This is a genomic window from Cognatundibacterium oligocarboniphilum (assembly GCF_013377855.1).
GTDB classification, from domain to species: Bacteria; Pseudomonadota; Gammaproteobacteria; order Burkholderiales; family Burkholderiaceae_D; genus Undibacterium; species Undibacterium oligocarboniphilum.
On the sequence record NZ_JABXYJ010000002.1, the window covers coordinates 305,556 to 324,680 of the forward strand.

The 19,125-nt window shown below is 50.0% G+C and carries 11 protein-coding genes; 7 read left to right on the top strand and 4 right to left on the bottom strand.

Annotated elements, in window-relative coordinates; genetic code table 11:
- Nucleotides 1–32: 32 nt before the first annotated feature.
- Together HV832_RS04420 and dnaE are read right to left on the bottom strand one after the other, a co-directional pair.
- Nucleotides 33–1,364, bottom strand: coding sequence for an O-antigen ligase family protein (locus HV832_RS04420; RefSeq protein ID WP_176802339.1), 1,332 nt, complete (start codon nucleotides 1,362–1,364; stop codon nucleotides 33–35).
- A gap of 4 nt (nucleotides 1,365–1,368) precedes the next feature.
- Nucleotides 1,369–4,887: a DNA polymerase III subunit alpha gene (dnaE, locus tag HV832_RS04425; protein WP_176802340.1), complete on the bottom strand. Its 3,519-nt coding sequence runs from the start codon at nucleotides 4,885–4,887 to the stop codon at nucleotides 1,369–1,371.
- 274 nt (nucleotides 4,888–5,161) lie between these two features.
- Here dnaE and HV832_RS04430 point away from each other — a divergent pair, with 274 nt between their 5' ends.
- The 5 genes from HV832_RS04430 (at nucleotide 5,162) to HV832_RS04450 (ending at nucleotide 13,194) form a co-directional block, all read left to right on the top strand.
- Nucleotides 5,162–7,183: a TonB-dependent receptor plug domain-containing protein gene (locus tag HV832_RS04430; RefSeq protein ID WP_176802341.1), complete on the top strand. Its 2,022-nt coding sequence runs from the start codon at nucleotides 5,162–5,164 to the stop codon at nucleotides 7,181–7,183.
- A gap of 69 nt (nucleotides 7,184–7,252) precedes the next feature.
- The gene (locus HV832_RS04435) at nucleotides 7,253–8,173 is read left to right on the top strand and encodes an ABC transporter substrate-binding protein (RefSeq protein WP_176802342.1); all 921 of its coding nucleotides are present in this window, start codon (nucleotides 7,253–7,255) and stop codon (nucleotides 8,171–8,173) included.
- The gene (locus HV832_RS04440) at nucleotides 8,170–9,498 is read left to right on the top strand and encodes a diguanylate cyclase (protein WP_176802343.1); all 1,329 of its coding nucleotides are present in this window, start codon (nucleotides 8,170–8,172) and stop codon (nucleotides 9,496–9,498) included. Before HV832_RS04435 ends, HV832_RS04440 begins: the two co-directional genes overlap by 4 nt.
- 262 nt (nucleotides 9,499–9,760) lie before the next feature.
- Nucleotides 9,761–11,518 (top strand): glutamine--tRNA ligase/YqeY domain fusion protein, encoded by a 1,758-nt coding sequence (locus HV832_RS04445; RefSeq protein ID WP_176802344.1) that lies wholly within the window; start codon nucleotides 9,761–9,763, stop codon nucleotides 11,516–11,518.
- Between the two features lie 38 nt (nucleotides 11,519–11,556).
- A complete protein-coding gene (locus tag HV832_RS04450; RefSeq protein ID WP_223827136.1) occupies nucleotides 11,557–13,194 on the top strand; it encodes a P-loop ATPase, Sll1717 family in 1,638 nt (545 codons plus the stop codon).
- A 369-nt stretch (nucleotides 13,195–13,563) separates the two neighbouring features.
- On the opposite strand, the gene HV832_RS04455 is transcribed toward HV832_RS04450, so the two are convergent.
- Both HV832_RS04455 and HV832_RS04460 read right to left on the bottom strand, forming a co-directional pair.
- Nucleotides 13,564–14,511 carry a M23 family metallopeptidase gene (locus HV832_RS04455; RefSeq protein ID WP_176802345.1) on the bottom strand — a complete coding sequence of 316 codons (948 nt, stop codon included), beginning with the start codon at nucleotides 14,509–14,511 and terminating at the stop codon, nucleotides 13,564–13,566.
- Nucleotides 14,512–14,758: 247 nt separating this feature from the next.
- Complete coding sequence (locus HV832_RS04460; protein WP_176802346.1) at nucleotides 14,759–16,963, bottom strand: OsmC domain/YcaO domain-containing protein; 2,205 nt, start codon at nucleotides 16,961–16,963, stop codon at nucleotides 14,759–14,761.
- A gap of 276 nt (nucleotides 16,964–17,239) precedes the next feature.
- Here HV832_RS04460 and HV832_RS04465 point away from each other — a divergent pair, with 276 nt between their 5' ends.
- Nucleotides 17,240–18,703 (top strand): aminoacyl-histidine dipeptidase, encoded by a 1,464-nt coding sequence (locus tag HV832_RS04465; protein ID WP_218131957.1) that lies wholly within the window; start codon nucleotides 17,240–17,242, stop codon nucleotides 18,701–18,703.
- The gene (locus tag HV832_RS04470) at nucleotides 18,700–19,074 is read left to right on the top strand and encodes a c-type cytochrome (protein ID WP_399309955.1); all 375 of its coding nucleotides are present in this window, start codon (nucleotides 18,700–18,702) and stop codon (nucleotides 19,072–19,074) included. The genes HV832_RS04465 and HV832_RS04470 overlap by 4 nt, the downstream gene beginning before the upstream one ends.
- The last annotated feature ends 51 nt before the right edge of the window (nucleotides 19,075–19,125 follow it).

The window sequence follows — 19,125 nt, forward strand, 5'->3', positions numbered from 1 at the left end:
CATGGCGAATGCAGCCCGGATCATGGTCCGGATCAGCATCTTCCGTTTTTTTCAGCCTGGATTCCGGCCAGCGGCAATGGCAGCAAGATCATGAATGCAAGGCCAAACACCGCATCACGCAGTATTGCGTTAAACATGGCGCCAACCAGCATTGCCACCGTCAGCATGGCTAATAACATGGCTTTCTCCCTGACCTGCAAATCAGGATGATGCCGCATACCATGCGCAATCAGCAGTTGCCGGATCCAGATCCAGAGCAATGCCAACACGCCAGGCATGCCTAATTCTGTGGCATACAGCAAATAGTCGTTATGCGGCGTCGTCATGCTGGCACTGCTGAGACCCTGCGCTCTTTGCCGGTAATTCGGAACCCAGGAAGCAATGCCATGGCCAGACCACGGCTTTTCCATGATCAATCCGGCCGTGATACGGTAAATTTCAGCACGCATTCCATCATCATCCGTCGATTTCCGGCCTTCGGAAAAATCCTTCACCTGCTGAATGGTGCACAGCATCCGGATTTGCGCCAGTTCCCATGGCGGTGCCTGTACCTGATTAATGACGCAGCTGGCAGGCCGCGGCAATCCTGCTGCCAGCTTACAGCCAGCCGCCAGTCCGGCCGCCAGCACCCCAATGAACAACATGCTACGCCACGACCAGCGGAAATTACGACAAATCATCAGCAGCACAAAACATGCGAATATCAGACTGGCAGTACGGGTTTTGGATAAAAAAATAAGCGCCGCCACAACATACATCAGCATCAGGATACGAAGCCAGCGATGCTCCTTGTAAAGAAAGAGTTCATGCAGCATCCAGCCTGCAGCAATCGCTAATAAAATCCCCAGCAAAATAGACTTGTTTCCCAGGTACATGGCATAACTGTGAAACAAACGATTATCCGGCAGCAAATGGAAAAAATTGAGCACGAATAAAGTGGCAGCGACTACTGCAGCGCCCAAAAAAAGCCGGACCGCCCTGCGTTGCCAGGCACCTGCCGGCAACATCAAAAACGGCAACAGGAAAAGATAGGTCTGATAATGTCCCAGTCCCGGCCAGAATTCATTTTCGATTTCCGCAGGTCTGGACTGAAACAAAGCAATTGTCAGACTGACTGCAGATAACAGTAACACCGGCCTGAGCAAAGGATGCTGTTGCAAACGCAGCCAGTTTTCCCGCCATCCGCCTGCGACAATCAGGGCGATGTAAAACAGCAGTATTCCGGCATACATGATCCCGACCGGAAAAAATAAAGTCACCGGCAGCCAAGCCATGACCTGCTGTGGCAAAGTGCGCCGCCAGCTGCTGCCAGAATGATCCGGCAACGCAGTAAGTGAAGAATAAAATGCGCTGTCTTGAGTCATCTGATCAGGCGTATTCAATCGATACGTTGTTCGGAGACAGCCACTCGCTGAGGTCTGCACGCAAATGATCGCCGGGGTTCACCCGCCATTCGTCCGACAGATACAGCTCCACGCAAGCGTCATCATTCTGATACTGAATCAGCACCGGGCAGCCTGCCGGGTTCAGATGCGGCTGTAACAAATCCTGTAACTTCCGGGTATCGGTACCAGCGCTTAATTTCAAGCGCAGCCCCTGAGAAAACTGCACCCGGGCGCGGCCGATATCCATGACTTTTTCAGCAGTGATACGCAGGCCACCGGAAAATCTGTCCTCGGAAACTTTCCCCATCACTGCGAGAAATTCATCTTCTTTGAACAGATTCTTGAATTCTTCCATCAACTCGCTGTAGACCGTGACTTCCACCACTGCGGTACTGTCATCCAGCGTCACGATCATCAACTTACCACGTTGAGTCATCTGGGTACGCACGCCAGTGATGATGCCGCAGATCATACGCGGATCGCGTGATGGCTCAACTTTCGCCAGAGTGGTTTTAATAAACTGCCGCACTTCCGGTGCGTAAGAATCAAACAGATGGCCGGACAGATAAAAGCCCAGCGCCAGCTTTTCTTCTGTTAAACGCTGTTTGTCTGACCAGGGCGGCACACTGATGTATTCCGGTGGCGGAATCAGATCTTCATCATCGCCAAACAGGCTGACCTGATTCGCTGCGGCATCTGCCTGTTCCGCCGCCTCCACTGCCAGAGAGACTGTTGCCAGCAAAATGGCGCGATCTTTCCCCAGGCAATCCATGGCTCCGGCGCGGATCAGGGCTTCGATCGTCCGGCGGTTCACCTGTCGCTTGTCAACCCGGTTACAGAAATCAAACAAATCTTTAAATGCCCCCCCGGTTTCCCGCGCAGCGACGATATTTTCAATCGCATTCTGCCCGGAACCTTTCACCGCACCCAGCCCATAACGTATCTGCGTCGCTTTTTTACCAGGCTCGCCGACCGGCATGAAACGGTAATCAGACAAATTGATATCCGGCGGCAGCATTTTCAGCTTACAAATATCGATCGCGTCTTCCACCAGAATCTTGACCTTGTCTGTATCGTCCATCGCCAGCGACATATTGGCTGCCATAAATGCGGCCGGATGATGCGCTTTCAGGTAAGCGGTGTGATAGGACAACAGCGCGTACGCCGCGGCATGCGATTTATTAAAACCATAGCCCGCGAATTTTTCCATCAAGTCAAAAATCTCGTCGGCTTTTTCTTGCGGCAAACCATCCTTGGCGGCACCATCACGGAAAATCTGACGGTGTTCCGCCATTTCTTCCGCTTTTTTCTTACCCATCGCACGACGCAGCAAATCTGCACCACCCAGCGAATAGCCACCGACCACCTGCGCCATCTGCATGACCTGCTCCTGATACACCATGATGCCGTAGGTTTCCGACAAAATGCCTTCGGTGCGCGGATCGGGATAATCGAACTTCTCACCGTGCTTACGCTTACAGAAATCAGGGATCAAATCCATAGGACCCGGACGATACAAGGCCACCAGCGCGATAATGTCTTCAAAACGATCGGGGCGCGCATCTTTCAGCATACCCTGCATGCCGCGGCTTTCCAGCTGGAACACAGCGACGGTTTTCGCTTTGGTCAGCAATTCATAGGATGCTCTGTCATCCAGCGGCAGTTTGGCAAGATCGAAGTTCTTCATTGCCGGATCCAGCATTTTGATATAGCGCACTGCACGATCAAGAATCGTCAGCGTTGTCAGCCCAAGAAAGTCGAATTTCACCAGACCGACCGCTTCGACGTCATCTTTATCGTATTGCGACACCACGCCGGAATCGCCGCCCTGCGTATAGAGCGGGCAAAAATCCGTCAGTTTGCCCGGAGCGATCAGTACACCACCGGCATGCATACCGATGTTGCGGGTAATGCCTTCCACCTGCTGTGCCAGATCGAGCAGGGTTTTGACTTCCTCTTCGTTTTCCTGACGCTCCGCCAGCAAAGGTTCTTCGACGATCGCCTCGGCAATCGTGACCTGTTTGCCCGGTTTAAAAGGAATCAGCTTGGAGATGCCATCGCAGAACATGTAGCCAAAATCCAGTACCCGTCCCACGTCACGGATCGCGCCTTTGGCCGCCATGGTACCGAAAGTCGCGATCTGCGACACGGCATCCTTGCCGTAGCGATCTTTCACATATTGAATAACGCGGTCACGGCCTTCCTGACAAAAATCAATATCAAAGTCGGGCATGGAAACCCGCTCAGGGTTCAGAAAACGTTCAAACAGCAGGTTGTACTGCAAAGGATCGAGATCGGTAATCAGCAGTGAATACGCAACCAGCGAACCCGCACCGGAACCACGCCCCGGGCCGACCGGCACGCCGTTATTTTTTGCCCATTGAATAAAGTCGGCAACAATCAGGAAGTAACCCGGAAAACCCATCTTGATGATGGTATCGGTTTCGAACTTCAGCCGCGCTTCGTAACGGGCGCGCTCTTTCGCGCGCTTTTCTTCATCCGGGAACAGATGTTGCAAACGGAATTCCAGACCGCGCTTTGCTTCAAACACCAGAAAATCATTGATCGTCATGCCGTCCGGTGTCGGGAAATCAGGTAATTTTGGCTTACCCAGCTCCAGCGTGAGATTGCAGCGTTTGGCAATTTCAACCGAATTTTGCAATGCACCCGGCATATCGGCAAACAAGGCCGCCATTTCGTCCTGGGTTTTGAAGCATTGCTGATCATTGAAGCGCCTGACCCGCCGCGCATTGGCCAGCATATCGCCCTCGGCAATACACACGCGCACCTCATGCGCTGTGTAATCCTCTTTTTTGAGGAATTGCACCGGATGGGTAGCAACCACGAGCAACCGCAATTTCTTTGCCAGTGTCACCGCTTGCCGGATATGGCTTTCCATATTCGGCTGACCTGCACGCTGGATCTCGATATAAAAATGTCCTGGAAAAATACTTTCCCACCGTTGTGCACAACGTTCTGCCTGTTCCAGATTGCCATTATCAATGGCAACACCGACATCCCCAGCGTGCGCGCCGGACAAGGCGATCAGCCCGCCTCCCTCGCCACGTTCATGCAGTTGCTGCAGCCATTCAAACCGGATTTCCGCCCGGCCACGATGCTGATTCACCAGCCATGCCTGCGCCAGCAGCTCACATAATTGCAGATATCCCCGGCGATTTTTGACCAGCAACAACAAGCGCGAGGGTTTATCGCGGTCATTATCGTTGGTGATCCAGGCATCGCAGCCAGCAATTGGTTTCATGCCTTTGCCACGTGCCGTCTTATAAAATTTCACCATGCCAAACAAGTTGGCCAGATCAGTCATTGCCATGGCAGGCTGCCGGTCTTTGGCAGCCATCTTGATCACGTCATCAATCCTGACCAGGCCGTCCACAATCGAATATTCAGAGTGAACACGCAAATGAACAAATTTTGGATCACCGGTCAAAGCGGGCGCTGCTTCTGCTCCTGCCGCGGAGGATAGTGTTAATTCTGTAGTCATCCCGCTATTCTACCGTGTAGGAGTAACCATTCATAAGTCCCGGTGTGAACTAATTTCTATCAAAATGGATATCTGCATAGAAAAAATGCACTTCGTTTAATACAAAAACAAGCTTTCTCCCTGCCATTGTCATAATTCTGAAAAATCAGATGCGGTTTCACAAAAATCAAAGGAAAACTTGCGATGAAATAAGTTGCAAGTTGCGCCTTCGAGACATTTCGGTTCTTGCTCTGTGTTACGCTCAACTGGTACCAATGTTGCCCCGGAGTCTATTGTGTTCAGTAAGTCTTCCCCGTTTTTTGACGCTCTCCGGCACCGTGGCAGAACTTTCTGGGCCGCTGCACTGTTCATCCCCTGCTTTGCCGCCACGGCATCTGCGCCGGGCGACAGGGAAGAAGCGATTTTCCTGGATGATATCCCTGTGGTTCTGTCTGCTTCACGCCTGTCTCAGCCAATCAATGAGGCGCCCGTTGCAGTCACCGTCATTGACCATCAGATGATCCGCGATTCCGGAGCCTGGGATTTATCAGAAATTTTCCGTCTGGTACCGGGCATGTATGTGGCGTACCATGCCGATCCTTATTTTTCCGCAGACAGCACGGTTGCCTATCACGGCATGGTCACCACGACCACCTCTGACCGGATGCAGGTTTTAATTGACGGTCGTTCCGTCTATGCCGGATTGTTCGGTGGCGTGAACTGGAACGACCTGCCGATCGTGATCGCCGATATTGAACGCATTGAGGTAGTACGCGGCCCCGATTCGGCCAGCTACGGTGCCAACTCCTATCTGGGCGTGATCAATATCATCACCCGTCATGCCGCTGAATCTCAGGGAGGCTCGGTATCTCTGACCGGCGGCAGAAGCCGGTCAGAAGGCGTATTCCGCTATGGCGGAAAAAGCGGCGACCTCAGTTACCGCATCACCGCCAGCCTGCGCAAAGACAATGGCGAAGATGATTACATTCATAATCCGACGTCTCAGAATACGTTCTGGACGCTGAATAAATTTGATAACAAAACCATGCAGATTTTCAATCTGCGCACCGATTATCAGATCAATGCCAGCGATACGCTGGAATTCCAGTTCGGATTCAATGGTGGTCCACGCGAAGTGGGAGAGTATAAAAATGTCTCCGCCATTACCCGTCAGGCTGAAAATCATTTTGAAATGCTGAACTGGCGACGTGCGCTGGATGGCGACGGAGAACTCGCCATCAAGGCATTTCATACCTCAGAAAAAGTTGACGCTACGCTCAGGGATTCTGATGGCATCAGCGACGGCGACATCCGTTTCAACCGTTTCGACCTGGAAGTCCAGCATACCTTTTCTCCTTTTCAGGATGGTCGTCTGGTCTGGGGTGGCAGCGTGCGCTATGACAAAACATATGCGCCGTATTATCTCGGTGTCGGTGACAACCAGTATCTGTACGGCGAATTTCCATTTCATCTGCAACGTCTGTTTGGCAATCTCGAATGGCGCGTGCGGCCCGATGTCATCATCAATACGGGGGCGATGCTTGAACATAACAGCTACACCGGCAACGATGTGACGCCGCGTATCGCAGCAAACTGGCATGTGACACCCGAACATACTTTCCGGATCAGCCACTCCAGAGCAACCCGCTCTCCCTCAGTGTATGAAAAAGTCTATGAAGCCTACTGGCGGGGTCCGGATTTTTACCCTGCTTTGCCAGAATTACGACCAGAACGCGTCCAGTCCACTGAAATCGGCTACATGGGAAAAGTGGGTAAAGCAGATATTGATTTCCGTATCTTTTATGACGATTACCACGATCTGATCGATGTTCGCAAGGCGGCATCGGCTGCCAGCGGCAATCTGAATGCGGGGCGCGCGCTGATGCGGGGCTATGAATTGCAGCTGAAAGCTCCCATGTCGGACAAAACCCGCATCATCTATGGCCTGTCTGGCGGCGGAGTCAAAAGTGACAATATCAACGGTGTGATTTATAGCGACTCTTTACCAAAATACAATCACAGCCTGATGTTAAGTCATACGTTCAGCGAGTCATGGCAAGGCAGCCTGGTCGCCTACCAGATTGCAAAAACCAAATTTAATGCAACAGACTACAACCCGACCCAGAATCGCGGTTATTACATAGATGGAAACCGTCGTCTGGATGGGCGCCTGAACCGCCAGTTTCTGCTGGCCGGAAAACATGCGGAAGTCACACTGGTTGTGCAAAATATGCTGAATGCCCATTATTTTGAATACCGGCACGATAATGAATTTCCCGGCCGGCTGGCAAGACTGAATTTCAAACTGGATTTTTAGCAAATGCCCTGTCTGCACTTCCCGAACATACAGAATCCTTATCGCAAGATAACAAGATATCTGTCGGGTATGCTCACCATGTTTTTTCTGTGTGCATTCAGCATCTCCTGTTTTGCAGTCGAGAGCGTCACCATCGTGTTAAGCGAAGAAGGCGGCGCATATTCTGAATTTGCGACTCACCTGCAGAATATCCTGACCAATTCCCAGAAAACCAGTACCAGAATTATTCATGTCAACAACCTCAGTAACGACGATCTGCCAAGGCAGGCGAGCAATCAGCTGTTCATTGCTGTTGGCACACCGGCGATGGTGGTGATGGCGCAGAAACCGGCACATCTGGCAGTGCTCAATGTACTGGTTCCACGGGCCAGTTTTATGAAAACCGCCCGTCAATATAACCGGCAGCAAGACAGCCGGCGCTTCTCAGCCGTTTTCATGGATCAGTCATGGACACGGCAATTACGCCTGATCCGCATCAGTCTCGCGCATCGCACCCGCGTTGGCATCCTGCTCGGCAAAGAATCCGCTGAATATATTCCCGCCATACAAAGCGCCGCCAAAGAGATGGACCTGAGTCTGCATATAGAAATCGTGACCGATGATGCAGAGTTGCTCAATGCCCTGCGTAAGCTGCTCGGCAACAGCGACGCCATTCTCGCCGTGCCTGATGCGCACATTTACAACCGGAATAATTTGCCCAGCATCCTGCTGACCAGCTACCGGCAACAGATTCCCTTATTCGGCTTTTCGTCCTCGTATGTGAAAGCCGGTGCGCTGGCCGCCGTATACAGCCAGCCAGCACAAATCAGTCAGCAGGTTGCCGAACTGATCGCAAACCTGTCTGGTACGGTGAGCCTACCGCCGCCACAGTATCCGCGCTATTTCTCCGTCAATACCAATCCGCAGGTTGCACGGTCACTGGGTATCAATATCGAACCGGAAGCAGAATTGCAACGCCAGCTGAGACAACAAACGGAGCAGGTGCAATGAAAGACTGGCAACTCTCCCGTCGCATCCTGTTTCTGGCGCTTGCGCCGGTCTGTACCATCACACTATTGCTGACAATGATGGTCATGCTCGTCGGCGTCACCGAAATTGATGGCGCCCTGCATGCCCGCGGCGCGCTGATCGTGCGCCATCTGGCACCAGCCTGTGAGTACGGCGTATTTTCCGGAAACCGCGCCGTGCTGGAAGGGCTGACACAAGCCGTCATGCGTGAAGAGGATGCACAGGCCGTCATTATTACCGACAATGAACATCACATTCTTGCCTATGGTGGAAAACCTGAAACTCTGCGTTCCGAATACATCCAGGCGGCAATGCAGGGTAAGGTACTCAAAGGCAAACATAGCAACCTGATTTTTGGTGCTCCGGTTTATCAGGGCAAACCGGAAGACGAGGAATATGACCTGTTTGACCGTTCGCCCCAGAAAACCGCTGCACAGCCCAAACTGATGGGTTATGTCTATCTGGAACTGAGTACTGAAGCCAGCAAGCACAGTAAAACGATTTTTATGCTGAGCACATTACTGATCGGCATTATTGGCACCGCCGCTGCATCTATCCTGGCGCTGGGCATGAGCCACGACCTGAGCCGCCCGCTATCGCGTCTGATCAATGGCGTGCACAGAATGGCCAAAGGCGAGTTCAGTGTCCGCGTTCCTGCCGCATCCGGCGGCGAATTGCAACAGCTCGAAAACGGCTTCAACCAGATGGCGGAAGAAATACAGAGCAGTCATGACAAATTGCTGGAAATTAATGCCAATCTCGAAAAAATCATTGCCGACCGGACCCGTGAACTCGAGCAGAAAAATCAGGCGCTGGAACACCTGTCAAATACCGACCGCCTGACCGGTCTCTACAACCGCTTCAAACTCGAAAATATTCTTGAGGAAGAACACCTCAGATGCCAGCGTTATGGCGGTAATTTTGCAATCGCGATTGCCGATGTCGATAAATTCAAACTGGTCAACGACACTTACGGCCACCAGACCGGTGACCGGGTATTGATCGGCATTGCCGAAATCCTGCGCAACCATGTGCGCAGCCTTGACGCCGTAGGACGCTGGGGCGGTGAGGAATTTCTCGTCATTTTCCGCGAAACGGCCTCTTATGGCGCGGTTTCTATTACTGAAAAATTACGCCATGCCATTGAAGAATACGATTTTGGCGAAGCCGGAAAAGTCACTGCCAGCTTCGGTGTGACCTCCTACCGCTATCCGGACGCCATTCTGGAAATGATGATACGCGCAGACAATGCGCTCTACCATGCCAAACGCGGCGGCAGAAACCGGGTTGAATTCAAAGATTTCTGATGATGACGATGATTTGACGATTGTTCAGGTCATCGGCATCCTTTTCCTTCCTGCCTCGTCAGCGCCTCACTTTAAACCACTCCCTCTGCTCCTTCCGTACAAGGAATACGCTTTCTGTGCTGCGCTACGGTAAAATGATGCGATTCTGGGAAAATAGCAAACTGACAGTTTTTCTGATCCGGCTTTTCTGTTCTTCCCCCTGCGCCGCAGATTGCTCCGGCATCGCAGCACAATATCAACACACATCTACCCATTATCTGATATGAGCAACGACAACAAAAATAAAGCCACAGCACCGGCAACTTCCGACAACGCAGCGCCAGCCTCTAATTTTTTACGCGCCATTATCGATAACGACAACGCCGCCGGCACTTACAAGCGCAATGGCATGCCAACCGTCATCACCCGCTTCCCGCCAGAACCGAATGGCTACCTGCACATCGGCCACGCCAAATCAATCTGCCTGAACTTCGGTTTAGCGCGTGATTACAACGGCGTTTGCCATCTGCGCTTTGACGATACCAACCCTGAGAAAGAAGATCAGGAATACGTCGACACCATCATGGACAGCGTCAAATGGCTGGGTTTCGACTGGCAAGCCTCGGCACAAAACGGCGGTAGCAATCACCTGTATTACGCCAGTAATTATTTCGATACTTTTTACGCGATTGCTGAATACCTGATTAATGCCGGTCATGCCTATGTCGATAGCCAAAGCCCTGAAGACATGGCGGCAAATCGCGGTGATTTCTCACGGCCTGGCGTGAACTCACCTTTCCGCGATCGCACAGCCAGCGAATCGCTGGATTTATTCCGCCGCATGAAAACCGGCGAATTTGCCGATGGCGCCCACATCCTGCGCGCCAAAATCGACATGGCGTCACCGAACATGAATATGCGCGACCCGGCGATCTATCGCATTCGTCACGCCCATCATCACAATACCGGCGACAAATGGTGCATCTACCCGATGTACGACTACGCGCATCCGCTCGAAGATGCGATAGAAAACATCACCCACTCAATCTGCACTTTAGAATTCCAGGATCACCGCCCGTTTTACGACTGGGTCATCGCCCGCGCAGCCGAAGGCGGCTTCTTCAAACAACCGGTGCCACGCCAGTACGAATTCGCCCGCCTGAACTTAACCTACGTTGTCACCAGCAAACGCAAACTGCGCCAACTCGTCGAACAAAACATCGTCAGCGGTTGGGACGACCCACGCATGCCAACCATCGTTGGTATCCGTCGTCGCGGCTACACACCCGAAGCGATTCAACTGTTCTGCGAACGCATCGGCGTATCGAAGTCTGACGGCTGGATCGATTACAGCACACTCGAAGGCGCATTGCGTGACGACCTCGACCCGAGAGCACCACGTGCCACTGCGGTCTTGCGTCCACTCAAACTGATCATCGACAATTTCCCTGAAGGCGAAGCCGTCGCATGCACAGCGCCCGTCCATCCGCACCACCCGGAACGCGGCAACCGTGAATTCACGATCAGCAAAGAACTCTGGATAGAACAAGAAGACTTCATGGAAGAACCGACCAAAGGCTACTTCCGCCTCTTCCCGGGCAACAAAGTGCGTTTGCGTTACGGCTACGTGGTCGAATGCACAGGCTGCGATAAAGATGAAAACGGCAACATCATCGCCGTGCATTGCAACTACTTCCCCGACAGTAAATCCGGCACCGAAGGCAGCGCGAATTACAAAGTCAAAGGCAACATTCACTGGGTCAGCGTGTCTGATTCTTTAGAAGTCGAAGTACGCCTGTATGACCGCTTGTTCACTGATGCAAATCCGGATGCAGGTGGCAAAGACTTTATGACCTTGTTGAATCCATCCTCATTAGAAACCATTCGCGCCTACGTTGAGCCGGGCATGGTCAACGTCGAACCAGACACACGTTTGCAATTTGAACGCCATGGTTATTTTGTCGCGGATCGCGTGGATTCTGTGAAGGGGAAACCGGTGTTTAATCGGGTGACGACTTTGAAGGATTCGTGGGGGAAGTAAGAAAATTCGACAATTAAAAATAATTGCATTGGAGACTTATGGTTGACAAATTAAGTGGATCTGAATTTCGTTTCAGAAGAAATGAAAGTATTGGAGAACCGGATGCTGAAAGCGACGAACTTTTTTTGTCACAATGCTTTGTTGATACAGGAGACTTTGAAACACTAATTGACTGCTCTAAGCCACAAAGAATTTTAGTAGGTAGAACTGGCGCTGGTAAAAGCGCCCTTATCGCAAACTTAAAAAACTCTGAAGACAACGTAATTGAAATTACGCCAGAAAATTTGTCCTTAAATTTCATATCAAACTCAGATATGTTATCAACTCTTGAAAAAGCTGGAGTTAAGTTGGACATTTTCTACAGTTTACTTTGGAAACATGTATTTACCGTTGAACTATTGAGATATAAATATGATCTCTCAAACGAAGAAAATACAAAAAAATGGTCATTTAGTTTTTTATCCGCACTAAATAAAAAAGATCAAACCAAAGAACGTGCGCTGAATTACATTCGAGATTGGGGAGATAAATTTTGGTATCAAACCGAATATAGAATTAAAGAAGTAACACAAAAATTGGAAGGTGAATTAAAAAGTAGTTTGGGCACAAACATAGAACTGCTCAAATCAGAAACAAATATTGGCATCAAGGGATCAGAAGAAAAGAAATTTGAAGTTATCAGTAAGGCTCAAAGTGTTGTAAATTCTATCCAAGTAAAATTACTCTCGGATGTGATGCGCCTTTTGGCAGAAGAAGTATTCAATGACCCCAAACAAAAATACTACGTAGTCATTGATAAATTAGACGAAAATTGGGTTGAGAGCGAACTTCGATACAGACTCATTAGATCCCTGATTGAAACAGTAAAAAGTTTTCGAGTTATACCGAATGTAAAAATAGTGGTTGCTCTTAGACTAGACCTGCTGCGCAGCGTATTTGAGAGAACGAGAGATTCAGGATTTCAAGAGGAGAAATATCAATCACTATTGCTGCCGATTCACTGGGACAAAAGAGTACTCGAGGATCTCCTAAACAAACGTGTCGCAAAATTTACAAGCGAACAATACACTAAGCGCCCTTTAACTTTGCGTGAATTATTTCCAGAGTCAATTTCGAGGGAAAGGTTTGTTGATTATTTATTTAATCGCACTTTATATAGGCCAAGGGATGCAATAGCGTTCGTGAATGAATGTCTAAAACAAGCGTATGGACAAACAAAAATCATGGTACAAACTGTGCGATTAGCTGAAATTGAATATTCAGCTCAACGATTTGATTATCTCTGTTACGAATGGGGTGATCACTTTCCAAATCTCTCACAATATCTACCGTTGCTAGAAAAAATGCCCAATAGTTTCAAACTTTCCTCAATGTCAAAATTAAAAATCGATGAATTTTGTTTGCAACATTGCATTAACGATAGCGAAAATTCTAAAGACCCCATTATTCGTGCTGGGAATGCCTATCTCAATAACAATAGCCTACACGCGTTCATAATTGTATTGGTGAAAGCACTGTTTCAAATAGGCGCAATTGGTATCAAGACTGATTCTTTTTCCGGACAAATTTGGAGTTTTCTTGGAACAAGAACCCCCTCTGACGGGCAAATTAAACCAACATCTGAAATATTCGTTCATCCAATGCTTTGGAGTCGTCTTGGAGTTAATCCGAAGTGACCGATGGCAAGCAAGCGTACCGTGCGTACATCCGTAGGGTGTGCCATGAGTACCGTTTCACCGGATTCCTCATTTTTTAAGCTGTTCGTTTTCCAGCATTGGTGCGCATGGCGCACTATACGCAGTTTTTATGAGGCTTGTGGCGTGCTTTGGTTCCACGAGGCCTGTCTTTGTTGAGGGATCGTTTTTGTGGATATTGACGAAATTTGTCTTTAGGGGCGGGCTGTGATTTTCTTTCTCGCGCCTTTATCATGCCGAACGGCCGACGTTCAAATATCGCTGGCGGCACGTATTTCTTCATCGCGAATAGCGTTCAGCGCAAACCTATTCTGACCGCCGAATTATTGCGTGCAACCGTATTTCACAAGATTAAGTTTGCTTCATACATTTCAACACTGCGTCGTCAATGATCGCGTCTTTCCTCACACATTCCTTTAATTTTTTTGTAGGAATCGTTGGCGTTGAAGTATTTTTTTCGGGGGCAAGCCAGGTGTGATACCGGGGTGTTATTTTGCCCTTAATAGAATGCCAGAATTCTATTGGCAGCGAAACGATGACACCATTAGCGTTTTTTTGTAAGTGGAAATGCAAATGTGGTTCGGTAGAAAATCCGCTATTCCCCGACAGCCCAATGACCATGCCAGCTTCGATTCGCTGCCCCGGAGAGACGTGAGACGAATATTGTTTCAGGTGCGCATAGTCCGCCCAAGTGCCATCGTCATGAAGAATCCGCACGAGGTTTGCCTTGTCCATAAACTCAGGCTTCGCCAGTCCATTATCTGCAAATTGTTTGATGTTTTCGATGACATAGCCAGATCTGGCTGCAACAATCGGCGTACCGATAGGCATCACGAGATCTATGGCATTTTTATTTGAAACTGCCTTGTGAGAAAAAATCGGACCATCTGGTGCCTGACCAACAAAGATGGGCTGCTCTGAAATAAAAGGCAATCTGTATTTCGCAGTCGGATCATGCTGCGCGACTGGCGAGCCAATCACATAATTAAATTTATAAAAAAACTCGTACCTTTGCTGCTTATTGAAAGCGGAAATTTCGACTAACTCCAGCGTTTGTCCGGGTGCAATATAACGCACTACCGGCCAGCCCGTGCTGGAGGCGATGTTACTGGAACGAACTAAATTCAAGCTTAAAGTCAGAGGAATACGACTTCGGTTATTCGCAACAACCAATGTCGAATTCGCTTTTTTGACACTCTCTACTGACACTAGCGTGGTTTCTGAAAAGCAGCAAGAAGACCACAGCCATACGACCAGCAGCAAGCATGATTGAAACTGCAAATTCCGAACTTTTTCCATTAAGGATTTCCGTTAAAAATTATCTTGCTGCACGACAGATAGCTCTGTCTGCAAATATCACCCGCTTAAATCAAGGGCTTAACGCAATAACCTGTTTGCAACTGTTCTCAATCAAAAGTCTATCTTTTTTTCCGACGCGGACGCACATATTTGCCCAAAAGCCGCTTATGAATTTTAAAATTTCGAGATTGTAAAGCGCTTCATGCCTGACACCTAATGTGCAGACATTAAGCTGCTCATCAAAAAATCAGCTAGCTTTACCAGCAAACTTGCTCCGTACCACATGCAATTTTTTATAGCTGTCAATCAAACGCTGGTGGCGCTCCAGACCTTCCAGTTTCATGCTCGTCGGCGTTAAGCCGTAAAAACGCACGCTGCCATCGACGGATCCGATGACGGCATCCATACGCTCGTTGCCAAACATGCGGCGGAAATTGGTTTCGTAATTTTCCAATTCCAAATCATCGTCCAACGTCACTTCGAGCACCACGTTCAGCGCCTGATAAAACAAGCCGCGTTCGACGCTGTTGTCGTTGTATTGCAGGAAGGCTTGCGTCAAATCCTGCGCGTCTTCGAGTTGTTCTAAGGCGAGATGAATCAGCAGCTTTAATTCAAGCACGGTGAGTTGTCCCCACACCGTATTCTCATCAAATTCGATACCGATCAGGGTGGCGATATCGCTGTAATCGTCGAGTTCGTTATTCTCTAAACGATCGAGCAAGTCTTCCAGCGCATCATCATCGAGCTGATGTAAATTCAGAATATCGTTGCGGAACAATAAGGCTTTGTTGGTGTTGTCCCAGATCAGATCTTCGACTGGGTAGACTTCTGAATAACCCGGCACCAGAATGCGGCAAGCGGTGGCGCCTAACTGGTCATACACCGCCATATAGGTTTCTTTGCCCATGTCGGCAAGGATGCCGAACAAGGTGGCAGCTTCGTCGGCGTTCGAGTTTTCGCCTTGACCAGAGAAATCCCATTCCACAAATTCGTAGTCGGCTTTGGCACTGAAAAAACGCCATGACACAACGCCGCTGGAATCAATGAAGTGCTCAACGAAATTATTTGGTTCAGTCACAGCCTGACTGACGAAGGTCGGTTGCGGTAAATCATTCAGACCTTCAAAACTACGACCTTGTAGCAATTCTGTCAGGCTGCGTTCCAGCGCGACCTCAAAGCTAGGATGCGCACCAAACGAAGCAAACACGCCGCCGGTGCGCGGATTCATCAGCGTCACGCACATGACCGGATATTGCCCGCCGAGCGAAGCGTCTTTGACCAGCACCGGAAAGCCTTGTTCTTCCAGGCCCTGTATGCCAGCCAGGATGCCGGGATACTTTGCCAGCACGTCTTGCGGTACATCGGGCAAGGCGATTTCGCCTTCGAGAATTTCGCGTTTCACCGCGCGTTCAAAAATTTCAGACAGACATTGCACCTGCGCTTCGGCCAGCGTATTACCCGCACTCATGCCATTGCTGGCGAACAGGTTTTCGATCAGGTTGGATGGAAAATAAACCGTCTCGCCATCCGATTGACGAACGAATGGCAACGAGCAGATACCGCGTTCTGTATTACCGGAATTGGTATCAATCAGATGTGAGCCGCGCAGTTCTTTTTCGGGGTTGTAAATTGCCAGAGTGTGCTTATCCAGAATCTCTTTTGGCAGCGCATCTTTTTTACCCGGCTTGAACCACTTTTCATTCGGGTAATGCACGAATTCTGCATTCGCAATGTCTTCGCCCCAGAACGAACCGGCATAAAAATGATTATTGCTCAGACGTTCAATGTACTCGCCAAGTGCTGACGCCAGAGCGCTTTCTTTGGTTGCACCTTTGCCGTTGGTAAAACACATCGGTGAATGCGCATCGCGGATATGCAATGACCACACATTCGGAATAATATTGCGCCATGATGCGATTTCAATTTTGATGCCCAGACCCGCCAGCAAGCCGGACATATTCGCGATGGTTTGCTCTAAGGGTAAGTCTTTGCCGAGGATATAGGTCGCTGCGTCGACATCTGGGTTCAGGGTCAGCAAGGCCTGTGCGTCGGCATCGAGATTATCGACTTCTTCGATGACAAATTGCGGACCTTCCTGTACGACTTTTTTGACCGTGCAGCGCTCAATCGAACGCAAAATACCCTGGCGATCTTTATCAGAAATATCGGAGGGCAATTCGATTTGAATCTTGAAAATCTGCGCGTAACGGTTTTCCGGATCAACGATATTATTTTGTGATAGACGGATATTCTCCGTAGGGATATCGCGCGTGTTGCAGTACAACTTCACAAAGTACGCCGCACACAATGCCGATGAAGCCAGGAAGTAATCGAAAGGCCCGGGAGCAGAGCCATCGCCTTTGTAGCGGATAGGCTGATCAGCGATCACCGTGAAATCATCGAATTTGGCTTCGAGGCGAAGCTTATCGAGAAAGTTGACCTTAATTTCCATGAGAATGTTCCAAAAAAAGCAAGCAAAAGCGCGTTAAAAGTAAATCAGGCGCCATTATCCGTTCTTTTAGCCGCACAAGATAGGTTGCAGTACAAATCCACTCGTCCGCTTCGTCGCACCAGCACATACGGCATAGCAGATACCTCGCCTGATTCTGTCAGCGACTTAATATCCTGAAAATGCGGGGAAATATCTCAGGATGACGGTATGGTAAACTTGCCGCCCTCTGCCCGCACTGCGTTACCCACGCATTACAGGTCTTACAGGATACTTATCGTGACTACTGCATCTGAGATCAATCAGTTATTTCCCCGCCCGCTGTGGCAATGGTTTGAACAAATCTGCGCCATTCCGCATCCTTCCAAACATGAAGCCGCATTGAGCGAACATATCCAGCAATGGGCAAAGCAGCGCGGCTTGCCGGTGGTGGTCGATCATGTCGGCAACCTCATCATCCGCAAACCGGCCACCGCTGGCATGGAAGAGCGCAAGACCGTAGTGATTCAGGCGCATCTGGATATGGTGCCGCAGAAGAATGCCGATAAAGTGCATGATTTCACAACCGATCCGATACAGCCTTGGATTGACGGCGAATGGGTCAAAGCGACCGGTACGACGCTAGGGGCGGACAACGGTATCGGTATGTCATCTGCGCTGGCGATACTGGGGGCGGAGGATATCTGCCACGGTCCGCTGGAAGTATTGCTGACAGTGGATGAGGAAGCCGGTATGACAGGCGCTTTCGGCTTGCAGGCGGGCATGTTAAATGCCGATATTCTGATCAATACCGACTCTGAGCAGGAAGGCGAAATCTATATGGGTTGCGCTGGCGGCGTCGATGCTGAAATCAGCTTGCCATTGCAGTGGCAGGCACCGGTGCAACAAATGGCATACACGCTGAGCATTACCGGGCTCAAGGGCGGCCATTCCGGTGTGAATATCCATCTGGGGCGGGGCAATGCAAATAAACTGATTGCTCGCTTCCTTGCCGGACATGCGACAGAACTCGGCTTGTCGTTGTCAGAGATTAAAGGTGGATCTCTCCGCAATGCAATTCCCCGCGAAGCACAGTGCAACTTTACGATTGATGCGGCGCAGCTTCCATTGCTGGAGCAATGCATCGCACAATATCAGGCGATATTACAGACTGAACTGGCTGTCGTGGAGCCCGCATTAAAACTCAGTCTGCAAAGCACGCCATTGCCCGCACAGGTGTTGCAACCGACAGCCCAAAAAACGCTGATCAACCTGATCAACAGCTGCCCGAATGGCGTGATCCGCATGAGCGACGAAATCAGTGGTGTCACCGAAAGCTCGCTGAATGTCGGCGTCATCAGTACCACACAAGATGAAGTAACGATCCTGTGTCTGATCCGCTCGCTGATTGACAGTGGTCGTGAAAATATCGAAAGTACCCTGCAATCGCTGAGCGATCTCGCAGGGGCGCAGATTACGTTTTCCGGCTGTTATCCGGGCTGGAAGCCCGACACCAGTTCAGCGGTCATGGCGATCGTCAAAGACACCTATCAAAGCATTTATCACAAAGAACCGGTGATCATGGTGATCCATGCGGGGCTGGAATGCGGTCTGTTCAAAAAGCATTATCCTGATCTGGATATGGTGTCTATCGGCCCGACTATCCGTTATCCGCACGGCCCCGATGAAATGGTGAATATTAAAACCGTAGGCCAATACTGGACCTTGTTGCTGGCAGTGCTGGAACGCATTCCCGCCAAATGAAGATGACGCGATATCCATTCCTGCTCGCCCTGGCGCTGCTGTCCGCTGGCAGTGCTCAGGCGGCGGGTGATGCGGTTGCCGGCCAGTCAGCCTTTCGTCAATGCGCATCCTGCCACCAGCTTGGGTCTTCGGCCCGCGGCGGTTTCGCACCACAGCTAAACGCCGTCATCGGCCGGACGGCTGGGAGTACGACTGATTTTTCATATTCGGCTGCCATGAAAAATGCACGCATTATCTGGACGGAAAAAAATCTGGCGGCGTTTTTACGTGCGCCGGGTGATTTTATTCCCGGAAATAAAATGCGTTTTTACGGTATCAGCAATGAACAGCAAATTGCTGATTTACTGGCTTATCTCCGCACTCAGCATTAAAGTGCGCCCACATTTTTTCGGGTGCAGACAGTACAGCATGTTTTGAAAAAT

Excerpts from the sequence above, each read along its gene's own strand:
- HV832_RS04470 (WP_399309955.1), top strand. The coding sequence starts at position 18,700 with ATGAAGATGACGCGATATCCATTCCTGCTCGCCCTGGCGCTGCTGTCC.
- HV832_RS04455 (WP_176802345.1), bottom strand. The coding sequence starts at position 14,511 with ATGGAAAAAGTTCGGAATTTGCAGTTTCAATCATGCTTGCTGCTGGTC.
- HV832_RS04435 (WP_176802342.1), top strand. The coding sequence starts at position 7,253 with ATGCTCACCATGTTTTTTCTGTGTGCATTCAGCATCTCCTGTTTTGCA.
- HV832_RS04420 (WP_176802339.1), bottom strand. The coding sequence starts at position 1,364 with ATGACTCAAGACAGCGCATTTTATTCTTCACTTACTGCGTTGCCGGAT.
- HV832_RS04440 (WP_176802343.1), top strand. The coding sequence starts at position 8,170 with ATGAAAGACTGGCAACTCTCCCGTCGCATCCTGTTTCTGGCGCTTGCG.
- HV832_RS04460 (WP_176802346.1), bottom strand. The coding sequence starts at position 16,963 with ATGGAAATTAAGGTCAACTTTCTCGATAAGCTTCGCCTCGAAGCCAAA.
- HV832_RS04450 (WP_223827136.1), top strand. The coding sequence starts at position 11,557 with ATGGTTGACAAATTAAGTGGATCTGAATTTCGTTTCAGAAGAAATGAA.
- dnaE (WP_176802340.1), bottom strand. The coding sequence starts at position 4,887 with ATGACTACAGAATTAACACTATCCTCCGCGGCAGGAGCAGAAGCAGCG.
- HV832_RS04445 (WP_176802344.1), top strand. The coding sequence starts at position 9,761 with ATGAGCAACGACAACAAAAATAAAGCCACAGCACCGGCAACTTCCGAC.